The following is a 13,264-nucleotide window of genomic DNA, read 5'->3' on the forward strand; positions in this document are numbered from 1 at the left end:
GAGGTAGCGAGACATCGGACGGCGATACCACATCGATACGCCCACCGAGCGCGCCCTGCTCGTCGGGGTACAGTGGCAGGACGACGGCTGGGATATCCAGTCCTCTATGGAGGAGCTGGCCCAGCTCGCTGAGACCGCTGGCCTGCGGGTCGTCGGCGCCGTCACCCAGCGCCTCGATCACCCGAATGGCAAGCACTACGTCGGCGCCGGGAAACTCGCCGAGATCAAGTCCCTCCGGGATGAGCTCGCATATGACGTCGTCCTGATCAATGACGAGCTCAGTCCAGCGCAGCTCCGAAACCTCGAAGACGAGCTGCAAGTAAAGGTACTCGACCGCACGGCGCTCATCCTCGATATCTTCGCCCGGCGGGCCCAGACGCACGAGGGACGGCTGCAGGTTGAACTGGCTCAGCTCGAGTACCGGCTCCCTCGTCTGACGCGCATGTGGACCCACCTGTCGAGGCAAGCGGTCGGCGGGGTCGGGCTCCGGGGGCCGGGCGAGACGCAGCTCGAGGTCGACCGGCGCCAGGCCCGTCAGCGCATCGCGCTGATCCGGCGCCAACTCGCCGAAGTCCATCACCATCGCGAACGCTATCGCCAGCGCCGGCGCCAGAACCAGATTCCGGTTATCGCGCTGGTCGGCTACACCAATGCCGGCAAGTCCACGCTGCTCAATGCCCTGGCCGGCAGTGACGTGCTCGCCGAAGACAAGCTGTTCGCCACGCTGGATCCGACTACTCGTCGCGTTACCCTTCCGAGCGGCCGCGAGGTCCTAATGACCGATACCGTAGGGTTTATCCACAAGCTCCCCACCATGCTGGTCGCAGCCTTCCGGGCCACTCTCGAGGAAATCCTCGAGGCACGCTTGCTCTTGCATGTGCTCGATATCACGCATCCGAAGGCGGCCGAGCAGGCAGCGACCGTCCGCGCCGTGCTAGCCGAACTCGGCGCTGAGGGCTATCCGGTGCTGACGGTGCTCAACAAGATCGACCGGCTAGGAGTGGACATCCAGCCGGCGGAGCTGGCCAGCGAATTCGGCCTGCAGACCGATGCTGTCCCAGTCTCTGCGCTCACCGGCGCTGGGCTCGACCTGCTGCTCGAGCGGATCGAGACGACGCTGGCGCATGTCGAGCGGCTAACCGAGATCAGGGTACTGGTGCCTTTTCAGGAGACCAACCTCGTAGCGCTCTTTCACGAGCGCGGCCAGGTGGAAGAAGTCGCCTACCGGCATGACGGCGTGTTGCTTCGGGGGATGCTCCCGGCCTACTTGCTCCCGCGCTTCGCGCCATTCTTGCAGGCTGGCATGACAGGCACTCGAGTTCCCCGGCATAGCCCGTAACGCAGGCTGAGGTCGGCATGAGCAATTGGGACGAATTTCCTGAACGCGGACGGTATCCTTCCGAGACCTTCACCCGTATAATCCAGGTATGCCTCGGTGAGTGAGAGTCTCATCCATGCATCGGTGCGTTTCTCGGCCGTGAACGGGAATGGAGGGGATAGGGTGGCAGTCGGTGATGTCCTGCAGCGCATGCGCGATGAGTATGGACTGGATCTAGTCGCGATCGTCGGCACCGATGGCCTCCTGGTTGAGTCCGCGCATGATCCGGCGCTCGACGCGGAGTCGGTCGCGGCGAATGCCGTGAGTGGCCTGTTGATGATGGAGGCGCTGGGCCGTGAGCTGGGCGGTGTCAGCGCGCGGCAGGCCATCGTGGAGTTCGACGAGCACGTCGTCCTCGTCACACCCCTCGGCCAGGACACTGCGCTGGTCGTCGTCGCTGCCGGCAGCGCCAATCTCGGCCGGCTACGTCTCGCTGTTCGTCGCGCGCGTGGATCCCTGGAGCAAGAAGCGGCGACGATCTGAGGAGAGTTGCAGCGCCGAACGAAGGACGTATGGAAGGGCTCTCCTACAGCCGTACGGGTGTCGATATCGCCGGAGCCGATGCGGTGAAGCGCCGCATCGCCCGGCTCGCGGAGTCGACGTTCACGCCGGGCGTGCTGAGGGAGATTGGCCACTTCGGAGGATTGTTCGCAGCACCTGGCGAGCAGAACCCGTACGTGCTTGTGTCGAGTATCGACAGCGTCGGCACGAAAGTACTGATTGCCAGGCTCGCCGGTCACCATCGTTCCATCGGAATCGATCTGGTCAACCACTGCGTGGACGACATCCTGGCCTGCGGAGCCCGCCCCCTCTTCTTTCTCGACTACTTCGCCACTGACTGTCTGGCACCCGCCGTGCTCGAAGAACTGGTCACCGGGATGACCGAGGCATGCGCTGCCGCCGGTTGCGCCCTGATCGGCGGTGAGACAGCTCAACTGCCTGGAATCTACCGGACGGGCGTCTACGATCTCGCCGGATGTATCGTCGGCGTAGTCCACCGTGACCGCATCGTGGATGGCTCGACGATCCAGGCCGGCGACGTGCTGATCGGCCTGCCGAGCAGCGGGCTTCATACCAACGGTTACAGCCTGGCCCGCGCGGCACTAGGGCTCGACGACGATCCAGAAGTTGCTCGCGCGCGACTGGCAGAGGTGCCCTCCTGGGCCGACCGCTCGCTCGGAGAGCTCCTGCTCGAGCCGCATCGGTCATATCTGCCACTGATGGAGCCACTCCTGGATGCCGGAGTCATCCAGGGGCTCGCGCACATTACCGGTGGCGGCCTCGCGGGCAACGTCGCGCGCATAATCCCACCCGGCTTGCAGGCCCAGATTCAAGCTGGAAGTTGGCCGATTCCACCGATCTTCAATCATATCCAGGAGCACGGGAAAATCGACACCCGCGAGATGTATCGGGTCTTCAACATGGGCGTCGGCTATGTGGTCGTCGTCCGCTCAGAGGACGTGCCTGCCGTCCGACAGCGACTTAATGAAGGATGGGTGATCGGCAGCGTTGTTCCGGCGGCAGAGGCGGACGATCGAGCGGTGGTACGCGGCCTGTCGTAAGAGCGGTGTAGGTGCCTGGAACTAGCTGGTGTTTTCGAGCATGGTGGCAACCGGTATGAACGAGCACAAGACTGACCGCCTCGTAGTCCCGCCTGATGCAGTTGCTCAGGTCGCAGCCTGCTTGCAACGCCTGATGGCAGACTCCAACGCCTCGTTGAGCATGGTTATCGACCGCTCAGGCCGAGTCATTGCCTCCGAGAGTCGGGATCCTCGATCCGGGATCGCTGATCTCGGTGTCCTCATTGCGGCCGCCTATTCTTCGCTGCAGGAGATTGCTCGTCTGCTGCGAGAAGAGAACTTTCAGACGATTCTGCACGAGGGCCTACGGGAGCGTATCGTCACGGAGACGATCGACGCCCGGTGGTTGCTGGTCGTGCTGTTCGATGAGCAGGTTCAAGTCGGCCTCGTCAGAGTGCTCACGCGGCGAACCGCGAGCACGCTGGCCGCCATCCTGGACCTGCAACAGCAGCCACCGAAGTTCTCTCGCCAGCGGCAGAAGCAGTTCAGACGCGCCGCTCAGGATACGATAGATTTGATCTTCGGAAAGGACCCTGAGGGGCCGGATCGAGAGCGGACCTGATAGGAGACGACACGCGTCCATGGCACTGATCAACGTCGCTGCCCGCGAGATACACGGCAAGATCGTCTACTATGGACCGGGTTTGTCGGGTAAGACGACGAACCTCCAGTACATCCATGCCCGCATTCCGGCTCACAGTAAGGGTGAATTGCTGTCGATCGCGACGGAAGCCGAACGCACGCTCTTTTTCGACTTCTTGCCGCTCGACGTGGGCAAGGTGCACGGTTTTACGATCCGATTCCACCTTTATACCGTTCCCGGGCAGGTGCTGTACGAGCGGACTCGTGTGGCTGTGCTCAACGGTGCTGACGGAGTCGTGTTCGTGGCCGACGCCCAGCGCGAGCGCCTGGCCGAGAACTTGCAGAGCCTGCGCGAGTTGGGCCAGAACCTGACCGCGCAGGGCAAGAAGTTCCTCGATTTCCCGCTGGTGCTTCAGTACAACAAGATGGACTTGCCCAATGCGCTTCCGACACCGGTGCTCGATCGCTATCTCAACCCCATGCGCGTTCCCCGCTTCGAGGCTGTCGCCATCGAGGGCACCGGGGTGTTCGAGACGCTGCGCGCCATCTCCAAGCTGGTGGTCAACCGGCTCTAACCTCCGGCTATAAACTGGCGTGGGAGCTCGCACCCTGGCATCATCGAACCGGCGTGCAAGAGCGCTGGAGATGCGGAGGCAACACTGTGCTACACGATATCCAGCATAGTGAGACTGACCCGTCTCTCGCCCGCGCGCTCGCGGCCGGCAAGATCGAGACCCCGGATCCTGAGCACAGCCGGCACGTGGCTCATCTCAGCTTGCGGCTGTACGACCTCCTTCAAGAGCCGCTGGCCTTACCGAAAGAAGGACGCGACCTGCTAGCCGCTGCTGCCCTCTGGCACGACTGCGGCCAGATGCGTTCAATGGCCGACCACCACCGGTATAGCTTCGACCGGATCATGGCAGTCCCGCTGCGCGGGTTCAGCCGGGAGGAGCAACTCCAGATCGCGAACATCGCCCGCTATCACCGGGCAGCACACCCCTCGCCCCAGCATCCCGGTTACCAGCGGCTTCCGCGCTCGTTGCGGCCCGCAGTCGATCAGATGGCCGCCATTCTCCGCATCGCCGAAGGGCTGGACGCGGGGCACCTCCAAGTCATTAAGGACGTTGACGTCGAGGTGCACGACAGGTACGTCACGATCTACGCCATCTCCGATACATACCCCACCATGGAGATCGAGCGCGCGCAGTCGCGAGCCGGGCTTTTCCGCGAGGTATTCGGGCGTGACGTCGAGATCCTACCGAAAGTGATTCGCTCGCGGACGCGTCGTCCGGTGGAAGGAGCTTGAAGAGCGTGCGCGCCATTCTCTCGGTATGGGATAAGACGGGAATCGCTACCCTGGCACGGCGGCTCGCGGAGCTGGGCTGGGAGATCATCTCGACCGGAGGGACGCAACGAGCGCTGGAAGAAGCTGGAGTCCCGGCCATCCCGGTATCCGACGTCACCCGTTTCCCCGAGCTTCTCCAGGGCCGGGTCAAGACGCTCCACCCGGCAATACATGCGGGTATCCTGGCACGGCGCGACCAGCCGGAGCAGGTCGCGGCGCTCGCCGAGCACCGGATCAGCCCCATCGACCTCGTGGTCGTCAACCTCTACCCGTTCGGTGAGGTCGTACGGTCCGAAGCTCCGCTCGACGAGGCTCTCGAACACATCGACATCGGTGGCCCGGCGCTGCTCCGTGCCGCGGCGAAGAACTTCCCATTCGTCTTGCCCCTCGTCGATCCCCTGGATTACGAGCCTGTTCTCCAGCGGCTCGCCCAAGGCGGCCCAGCCGCCGTCCCACTCAGCGAGCGGCGCCGGCTCGCCGCCAAAGCCTTTGCCCACGTCGCCACCTACGATGCGGTCATCGCCGATTACCTGCGCGACCCGCGCGAGCTCCCGGACCAGCTTCCGCTCGCGCTCGTGAAGGCGAGAGAGCTGCGGTACGGCGAGAACCCGCACCAGCAGGCTGCCCTCTATCATCTGGCTCGGCCGACGGCACCGGCTGGTGTTCAGAGGTGGCGCCAGCTCGGCGGTCCAGAGATGTCGTCCAACAACTACTTAGACGCGGTCGCCGCCTGGCAGGTCGTGTCAGCTCTCCCTCAACCCGCGGCTGTGATCGTAAAGCACGCCAACCCCTGCGGAGCCGCTCACGCGCCGGAACTGCGACATGCCTACGAGCTGGCCCTGGCCAGTGACCCGATCTCCGCCTTCGGCGGGATCGTGGCGCTCAACGCTCCTGTCGATGCCGGGACAGCCTCGGCGCTGGCTGAGCGGGTTTACGATATCGTCATCGCCCCAGCGTTCCTCCCCGAGGCCGTGCATGCCCTGGCCCGCCGCCGAAATCTGCGCATCGTCGAGGCGCCAGAGCCCCCTGAACCGGGCGCCTGGAGCATTCGATCGCTGGACGGCGCAGCGCTCGTCCAGCAAGCGGATTACGAGCCCGCGGAGCGAGGTGAGTGGCGCGTGGTAACCCGGCGGCGGCCGACGCTCGAGGAGTGGGACTCGCTCCGCTTCGCCTGGCAGGTGGTTCGGTTCGTTACGTCGAATGCGATTGTTCTCGCACACGGCACGGCGTCCGTCGGCATCGGCGGTGGCCAGCCGAACCGGGTGGACGCGGTTCGGCTGGCGGTCGGGCGGGCCGGCGAGCGGGCCCGAGGCAGCGTGCTCGCAAGCGATGCGTTCTTCCCGTTTCCCGATAGCATCCAGGTCGCCGCCGAGGCAGGCGTGACCGCGATCGTCCAACCCGGAGGCAGCCGGCGCGACGACGAGGTCGTCCAGGCAGCCGACCAGGCCGGTATCGCGATGGTTTTCACCGGCGTGCGCCACTTCCGCCACTAGGCGCTGGTCACCTTCGACCAGAGCGCACCGAGCGCCCGCCAGTCCTCCTCCTGTCGTCCCATCGGGCGGCGCGCTAGCGCACGTGGCGACGGGTGATAGAGTGGCAGTAGCCAGCGGCCTTCCCACCGGGTCGGCTGCCCCGCAGCTTCAGCGAGCCGAAGCCCATGATGGGCGATCTGTTCCAGGCTAGCCAGTGGCACGGCCCCCAGCGTGACGACGATCGGTGGGTCGACGACTTGCAACCGCCATGCCAGCCATCTCGCACACCGACCGATCTCGGCAGCCTGAGGGCGACGATTTCGCCCGCGCTCGTCGGCGGGATGACAGAGCACGGCATTGGTGCGGTGGACGGCTTCCCGCGGGACACCGGCGACGGCGAGCAGATGCTCGACGTGTTGTCCAGTCCGATCTCCGTGGAGCGGCACGCCGGTCCGAACCGCTCCGTGACGTCCAGGTGCTTCCCCGATCAGCAGGATCGGTGCTGGTACTGGCCCATCGCTCGCGCCCAACACCGGCCTGGAACCACGGAGGCCCGGGCAGCTCCGGCAGGCACTCGCCTCGACGATCAGCCGCTGCCAGCCGCCCGGCAGGGGAAAAAGCAACTCTCGCTCAGGCCAGATCGGGGTCGAGCGCCTCGAGGAGGGGGACGAGCCGATCGTAGTCATGCTTGAAGATCCGCGCCAGCTCGCGCGCCGCGCGCTCGAGCCAATCCCGATCGTGCCCGCGCAGCTCGTAGAGATGGCGCGCGTGAGCCGCGAGGAGTTGATCGGCCGGGATCTCTCCTCGGTATTGGGCCAGGATCGGGAAGTACCGGGGCTGATCGGTGACCTCCCGCGCCTCGGTTGTCGGCACCCGCTCGACCGAATAGTGGAGCGGTGGTGGCAGCGGCGGCAGCAGGTAGGAAAGCCGGTCGTCCCGGCGATAGGCGATGGCTGCGGCGGAGAAGACTGACCGCAGCACGTGTCGAAGCTCGGGGTTTTGCTGGTAGATCGCCTGGTCACGCAGATCAGCCGATCCCCGGCGTACGACCCGCCGCCCCGGATCGATGCTCCCAGTTTCCCCGTAGGTCACGACTGCATAGATCACATCACCTTCCGGCCCATTGACTCTCGCGAGCGAGCCGAGCGGTGGTAGGCAATGCAGCTCATCGCACTCGGCCACGAAGCCGACGGTGCTCGTCTCGATGACCTCACCCAGTCGTAGCGATTCTGGCTGTTCAGACATACCGGCCTCGCTTGCTCCGCTCCTTAGCCGACCGGCGCAGTACGACCCCATGCTCGGCCAGCATCCGGTCGACCAGAATCTCGACCTCCCGTCGCTCCTCGGCCCGGATCACCGCCAGCTCGTGCGCCTCTTGCAGAGCCAGTGGATAACCACGCGCCCGCGAGCACTGGTCGATGATGGCCGCGTGCAGCAGGTCGAGCATGGCTCGGTCTCGTGACACCCAGGTTGGGATCTCGACGCGGGCAACCTCAGCGCCGGTATGGAGATAGAAGAAGTTGATCCGGTCGGCTTCCGGGTACCGCTCCAGGATGGTGGAAGCGCTGGCGTAGACCGGCGAGCGCTCTCCCGGCGTCAGCTTGAATACCTGCTCGAATAGCACCCGGTCGGTCACGTCGGGCAAGATGTCGCAGGCGGGCCGGTGGCCTTCGGTACGGATTCGAGCCCGGCAGTGGTCGCAGTTGACCGGCATGCCCCGCGGCGGGTAATCGCACACCGACACGCGCATGACATTCATCACGTCGCTGGATCCCGGGTAGCTGATGAACCCGGCGACCGGGACACGTGCGTCTCGCAGCGCTGCCAGCGCCTCCAGGAACGGGCCGAGCGCCCAGTTCACGACGAACTCTGGCTGGCTCTCCAAACCCCACAGAATCAGCGTGCCGTCCTGCAGCACGACGACCGGTGGATCGAGCGAGCAGGCGAGCTCAGCCGCCTGTCGCAACTCCTCGACCGCGCGCTTGAAACCCAGTACCGTGCCACTGATGGGTACCCGCCGCGACAGGTCGCTGAGGTACAGATCCTCCTCCCCTGCGTAGAGGCGGGCACGCGACTCCATTCGGGCCTGGGGCGCATCCCCGTAAGCCAGGACCACGGTTCCAAGATTGATAACGTAGTAGCGCAGGGGGCTATGGCGATCCGGGTTCAACACGGACCCATCGGTGGCGACGACAGTATACCGTTCAGGCTGCGGGGGACAGGGACTTACCCCGCGGTAACCCTGAATCGCCCGCGCGAGCAGCCACGATGTCTTAGCGGTACGGAGTCGCTGGCGAAGATCCGTCTCATCGAGGTCGCGTACGGCTGCGTGCAGAGCGGACCAACCCGCATGCTCCCAGCTAGCCGTCTCGGCTGCCAGCCGGCGCAACTCCTCGGCAATCGCGGCGACGTCCAGCGTCACGGTCGCCTCCGGAGGCGAATCGAAAGCTCAGTATACGCCCGGAACGGGTTGGGGGCCTCGAGACCCGATCGAGCGCACGCGCTCGACCCAGCGGTCCGGCTCTCGCAGCTCGTCCATCGAGGGCAAATACTCCGGCCCAGTCCAGACCAGGCGCAGGACATCGTGACCATAACGCTGCACGACCTGATTCGCGAACGACTCGCCCAGCCGGTACTGCTCGAGCTTGAGATCCAGTCCGGTCAGTCGAGCAAGCAACTGCTCGGCCACCGTCCGCTGCTGGTGACGCCGCTCGAACTGCCGCGCAATCTCCGTATAGCTCGGGATGATCGAACGGCCGACCGCATGCATCACGTGGTTGCTGTACCCCTCGATCACCGCCATAGCCGCCTGCAGTCGCTGGAACAGCGCGCGCTGCTCAGGGCTCATGAACAGCTCCAGCCAGGAGCGCTCACGCTGTGCGCGCGAGATCGAGGGCAGATCGCGGATGGCCCGCCAGACCCGCTTGAGCGCTTCTGAGTCCGATTGCAGACGGCTGACCCAGTCGTGAATCAAGCCGTTGATGTAGTCGCGCAGCCAGGGGTGGGCTTCGAACTCGTACGCGTGTGTGGCCTCGTGAAGGGCCAGCCAGAGCCGGAAATCGGCACCGTTCAGCCGCATCATACGCTCGAGCCAGACCACGTTCGGCTCGACGAAGTAGAGCCGACCAGCAGCCAGCGGCTCGCGACCGAGCAAGACCAGGTCGTACTGCCCGAGCACACGTCGCGCAAGATAGCCGAGCAGCACGCCGACTTCGGTGGTCGCCACCGTCTGGCTCAGCCGCCCCCATGCGAGGAGACCCAAACGCAGCGCGGGCTGGTCCGGCAGCTCCGGCATCGTTTCCAGCGGGCGCAGAACCTCCGCAAACCCTTCAAGGTTCGCGTCGATCCAATCGATCCGATCGAAGGCGTACACGTGCTGCGCCGGCGAGGGTAGCGCCTCTCCGGTGTATTCGGCGATCAACGGAACCGCGCGATCTACGAGCGAGCGATAGTAACTGGTCAACTGTTCCCGCTGCCCGGCGGACATGCGGGAGCCCACGTTCATGCGAATGGCGATGGTGCGCGCCCGTTCCCAATCGATTACCTTGGGCCGGCTCTGGGCCGCGGCGTAATCTCTAACCCGAGCCCCGACCCAGGCTCCTACAGTCGCGCCGACGAACGCTCCGAGCACCAGTAGCTCGCGCTGATTGCGCAATCGTCGATCCAAGGGATCCCTGCCCTCTCTCGCTTGTTGTGCCTCAACTCCGAACACGCGTCGTAAGCGTACCTGCCGGCGGTCGGAACCGCCACCACCGGGAGCTCCGACGCCTCCCGTCCGATCGCCGCTGTCGCAATGCCACGCCCCGCGCATCGCTGGAAGCCCGACGGGAACCGTTTGACCGGCCTCCTGGGGGAGAAGCGTTGGCAGCGACGGATACCCTGTTACTGGCCGGGCTGAGGCACCGGCTCTGGCGTCGGCTGTGCGGGTGGCTGTTGCTCGCCAGATGACTCCTGCTGAGGCGGATCTGAGCGCGGGCCCACCAGCGTCACGTTGGAGGACGGCATGTAATGGCTGCGCAACACCAGGTCGTCGATGAGCTGATCACCTTGGAAGACCCGGCGACGGATCTCGACGTCGAAGCCGTCTCGAGCCTGCTCGATCACGACCTGCTGTCCGGGCGCCAGATCCGGTGACTCTCGGTAGACCGGAGTAGGATCAGCCTTCACGACGTTCGTGACGACCGGATCATCGACCTCCACGCGCCAGCCGGGCTTCGTGCCCCAGATCTCGAATCGCACCCACTGCCCGTCGGCCTTCGCGACGATCGCGATCCAGTCATTCGTCGTATTCTTGAATTTGAAATCCAGTCCGTAGTCGGTGTCGACCGTCGCGTCGAGCCCGGTAATACCGCTCGGCGGTTGCCCGTAGAGCGGAATCCAGTACAGGTGCCAGTTCCGCTCCACGATGGGAAAACCACCCCAGAACGCCGCGTGGAACAGGGTCGTCGAGACCTGGCAGACTCCGCCGCCGACCGAGGGAACCGTAGAGACCCGGCCGTTCGTCGCCACGATGCCGTAGCCCACCTTGTAGCCGCTGTCCAGGTTGATCTCGCCGACCGTACCGGTGAACGAGAACGTTCCTCCGGGTGGAACCAGCGCCCCGTTGGCCCGCTGAGTCGCGAGCTCCACGTTGTGCTTACGGTTGGGAACCGAACCACCGTAGTACGTCTGGCCGGAGGAGATGAGCTCGCGGATCACGATCTGCGAGGCCATCGCCGACGTCACCTGCGGCTGCACAGCGCGGGTTACCAGCTCAGCTTCGCCTGCTCGCTCGAGGATCGCCTCACGCACCCGCTCGGCCGAAGCGGCCACGTCGAGCTGACGGCCTGTTTGTTCCGCTTCCACCACCTGTACCTGGCCATCGTAGTATCTCAGCTTCGCGTCCCGCGCCGGCAGATCGACCTGCCCTCGCAGAGCCTCGAGCACCTGAGCCAGCCGGTCACCATCGACCTCGACGGTTAAGCCGGTCACCTGACCCTGCTGTCGCTCGGGAACGAAGGTCAACAGACCGGCAATCTGCTCCGGCGAGATCTCGGTCGAGCCCCCATCCCAGCGAAGCGATAGCGGTCCGGCAGCCACGAGTGCCTGGGCCTCCCGCGCCGCCTGTTGGGCCATGTCGGCCGTCACCGCCGCGGCGACGGGTTTCGCGCGGACTTCGACCTGGTGCTGCCCCGACTCCAACGCAGCCAGCATTGCCTCAACAGTCGCCGCCGGGTCCAACTCCTGACCATCCACGGGCGGATCGACCACGAACCGCCCCGTTTCCCAGCGCACCGAGGCGTCCTTGGGCGCGACGAACGCGCGCTCGGCCACCGACGCGACGTACTCCTCCAGCGCCGATCGATCAGCCTCGACCGAGAGCTTCCCGTCGTTTGCCCTCAGGTTGACGAATCCGAGGAGCACCTCGGGCGAGATCTCCCATCGCAGGTCACGATGCACGAGATAGAACGGCTGACCGAACAGCTCGCGCGCCTTCGGTAGCAGCGGCTCCAGATCGGCAGCCGTGACTCCGGGCTCGACTTCGACCAACTCGAGCGAAACTGGCTGCGCGGAAAGTGTCACGACTTGTCGTTGGAGTGCTCGATAGGAAGCAGGCACATCGATGCCAGTGCCCGGCTGTTCCGGCTCGATGACCACCTCGCCACCGTTCCTGACAACGAACCGCGCGTCCTGTGGCGGCCGCGCGACGTCCGGGGCTATTCGCTCCAACGCAGCCAGCACGGCGCGCTCGTCAAGTTTCGCTTCGACGGGAAGGTCCTGGCCGAAGACGAGCGCATGGAACCAATCGGCCGAGTCCTGCCACAGGTTACCGGTGCGGCCGTACTGGTAGGCGCGAGCGACTGACGCGTCCAGATCCACGGTTAGCCCGAGATCACGGAGCGGGACCTCGTACGAGTGCTCTCGCGCTCGAAGGCTCAACGACCCGCTGCTGAACGAGGCATACCGTTCGCTCAGGTATCCCTTCGCTTGCTCAGGCGTCATGCCGCCCACGTCGATGCCGGCAACCTTCACTCCACGGTAGATCGTCGGGCCATGGCTCAACCCATAGGCGAGCAGTGAGCCTGCGGCGATCGCGAAGGCTACGGCGATAATCGTGCTGATGATGAGAAGGAGGGTCGAGATGGGCCAGCGCAGGGTCGTAAAGGTTGCGGTCGCCTGCAACGAGCGAACTCTGCCGACCATTCTCCCGTCCGTCCCCCTGCCGCCGAGTTCCGACTCCGGATGATGTTCGGACACCGGCCCTCTGAGTGTACATGGCGGCTCGGCGTGTTCGCCAGGGGGAACGAGGGTCTAGTCTGATCGACAGGCAGGGGCGGCTGCGACTCAGTCGAGCCTCGAGGTTCGACCGGCTGGACCCTGCGCCGCACTGAGCGGTGGGGGCTGCTTGTATCGCCCTGCGAGCGGTGTTAGAGTGCTCCCGGCGTGGATTGGGACGCAGCCAGGGAAGGAAGCGACGATGGCGAAGCAGGTCATCAGCACCGATCAGGCTCCCAGGGCGATCGGCCCGTATTCGCAAGCCGTTCGCTTCGGGAATCTGGTTTTCACCGCGGGCCAGATCGCGCTCGATCCTGCCACCGGCAAGCTGGTTGATGGAGGAATCGCCGCCCAGACCGAGCGTGTGATGGAAAACCTGAAGGCGATCCTCGAGGCGGCTGGCAGTTCCCTCGACCGCGTGCTCAAGACGACCTGCTTCCTGGTTAACCTCGACGACTTCGCCGAGTTCAATGCCGTTTACGGCCGGTACTTCGGGGACAACCCGCCGCCGCGTAGCACGGTGCAAGCAGCCCGGTTGCCGGCCGGTGCGCTGGTGGAGGTGGAGTGCGTCGCTGAGTGCGACTGAGCCGATCGGCGAGGATCGCGCGAGTCTTGGCGCCTGTCGCTCTCGCAGCAGACCCGGAGGCAGACT

The 13,264-nt window shown here is 65.2% G+C and carries 13 protein-coding genes; 8 read left to right on the forward strand and 5 right to left on the reverse strand.

What is annotated here, in order from left to right; genetic code table 11:
- The first annotated feature begins 13 nt into the window (after window positions 1-13).
- The 7 genes from hflX (at window position 14) to purH (ending at window position 6,378) form a co-directional block, all read left to right on the forward strand.
- Window positions 14-1,339 carry a GTPase HflX gene (hflX, locus tag NET02_RS11635; RefSeq protein ID WP_430981081.1) on the forward strand — a complete coding sequence of 442 codons (1,326 nt, stop codon included), beginning with the start codon at window positions 14-16 and terminating at the stop codon, window positions 1,337-1,339.
- Window positions 1,340-1,501: 162 nt separating this feature from the next.
- Window positions 1,502-1,861, forward strand: coding sequence for a roadblock/LC7 domain-containing protein (locus NET02_RS11640; protein WP_284057586.1), 360 nt, complete (start codon window positions 1,502-1,504; stop codon window positions 1,859-1,861).
- Between the two features lie 29 nt (window positions 1,862-1,890).
- Entirely contained in the window at window positions 1,891-2,940 is a 1,050-nt protein-coding gene (purM, locus tag NET02_RS11645; RefSeq protein WP_284057587.1) for a phosphoribosylformylglycinamidine cyclo-ligase, read from the forward strand.
- A gap of 55 nt (window positions 2,941-2,995) precedes the next feature.
- Window positions 2,996-3,520 (forward strand): roadblock/LC7 domain-containing protein, encoded by a 525-nt coding sequence (locus NET02_RS11650; protein WP_284057588.1) that lies wholly within the window; start codon window positions 2,996-2,998, stop codon window positions 3,518-3,520.
- A 19-nt stretch (window positions 3,521-3,539) separates the two neighbouring features.
- Window positions 3,540-4,115, forward strand: coding sequence for a GTP-binding protein (locus NET02_RS11655; RefSeq protein ID WP_284057589.1), 576 nt, complete (start codon window positions 3,540-3,542; stop codon window positions 4,113-4,115).
- An 86-nt stretch (window positions 4,116-4,201) separates the two neighbouring features.
- Complete coding sequence (locus tag NET02_RS11660) at window positions 4,202-4,846, forward strand: HD domain-containing protein (RefSeq protein ID WP_284057590.1); 645 nt, start codon at window positions 4,202-4,204, stop codon at window positions 4,844-4,846.
- Between the two features lie 5 nt (window positions 4,847-4,851).
- Window positions 4,852-6,378 (forward strand): bifunctional phosphoribosylaminoimidazolecarboxamide formyltransferase/IMP cyclohydrolase, encoded by a 1,527-nt coding sequence (purH, locus tag NET02_RS11665; RefSeq protein ID WP_284057591.1) that lies wholly within the window; start codon window positions 4,852-4,854, stop codon window positions 6,376-6,378.
- On the opposite strand, the gene NET02_RS11670 is transcribed toward purH, so the two are convergent.
- From NET02_RS11670 to NET02_RS11690, 5 genes are all read right to left on the reverse strand, one after another.
- A complete protein-coding gene (locus NET02_RS11670) occupies window positions 6,375-7,043 on the reverse strand; it encodes a uracil-DNA glycosylase (protein WP_284057592.1) in 669 nt (222 codons plus the stop codon). The two genes, purH and NET02_RS11670, sit on opposite strands and share 4 nt — an antisense overlap.
- Window positions 6,988-7,602, reverse strand: a complete 615-nt coding sequence (locus tag NET02_RS11675; protein ID WP_284057593.1) for a hypothetical protein — start codon at window positions 7,600-7,602, stop codon at window positions 6,988-6,990. Before NET02_RS11675 ends, NET02_RS11670 begins: the two co-directional genes overlap by 56 nt.
- Window positions 7,595-8,779 carry a DNA double-strand break repair nuclease NurA gene (locus tag NET02_RS11680; protein ID WP_284057594.1) on the reverse strand — a complete coding sequence of 395 codons (1,185 nt, stop codon included), beginning with the start codon at window positions 8,777-8,779 and terminating at the stop codon, window positions 7,595-7,597. The genes NET02_RS11675 and NET02_RS11680 overlap by 8 nt, the downstream gene beginning before the upstream one ends.
- A 27-nt stretch (window positions 8,780-8,806) precedes the next feature.
- Window positions 8,807-10,024, reverse strand: a complete 1,218-nt coding sequence (locus NET02_RS11685) for a zinc-dependent metalloprotease (RefSeq protein ID WP_284057595.1) — start codon at window positions 10,022-10,024, stop codon at window positions 8,807-8,809.
- 215 nt (window positions 10,025-10,239) lie between these two features.
- Window positions 10,240-12,540, reverse strand: coding sequence for a peptidoglycan binding domain-containing protein (locus NET02_RS11690; protein WP_284057596.1), 2,301 nt, complete (start codon window positions 12,538-12,540; stop codon window positions 10,240-10,242).
- 274 nt (window positions 12,541-12,814) lie between these two features.
- On the opposite strand from NET02_RS11690, the gene NET02_RS11695 reads away from it, so the two are divergent.
- Window positions 12,815-13,198, forward strand: coding sequence for a RidA family protein (locus NET02_RS11695; RefSeq protein WP_284057597.1), 384 nt, complete (start codon window positions 12,815-12,817; stop codon window positions 13,196-13,198).
- Window positions 13,199-13,264 lie beyond the last annotated feature (66 nt).

The sequence above is a fragment of the Thermalbibacter longus genome, from assembly GCF_023806485.1.
Taxonomy (GTDB): Bacteria; Chloroflexota; Chloroflexia; order Thermomicrobiales; family Thermomicrobiaceae; genus Thermalbibacter; species Thermalbibacter longus.

Coding starts and splice junctions, on each gene's coding strand:
- NET02_RS11690 (WP_284057596.1), bottom strand. CDS start 12,540: ATGGTCGGCAGAGTTCGCTCGTTGCAGGCGACCGCAACCTTTACGACC.
- NET02_RS11675 (WP_284057593.1), bottom strand. CDS start 7,602: ATGTCTGAACAGCCAGAATCGCTACGACTGGGTGAGGTCATCGAGACG.
- purM (WP_284057587.1), top strand. CDS start 1,891: ATGGAAGGGCTCTCCTACAGCCGTACGGGTGTCGATATCGCCGGAGCC.
- NET02_RS11655 (WP_284057589.1), top strand. CDS start 3,540: ATGGCACTGATCAACGTCGCTGCCCGCGAGATACACGGCAAGATCGTC.
- NET02_RS11650 (WP_284057588.1), top strand. CDS start 2,996: ATGAACGAGCACAAGACTGACCGCCTCGTAGTCCCGCCTGATGCAGTT.
- NET02_RS11695 (WP_284057597.1), top strand. CDS start 12,815: ATGGCGAAGCAGGTCATCAGCACCGATCAGGCTCCCAGGGCGATCGGC.
- NET02_RS11670 (WP_284057592.1), bottom strand. CDS start 7,043: ATGACTACGATCGGCTCGTCCCCCTCCTCGAGGCGCTCGACCCCGATC.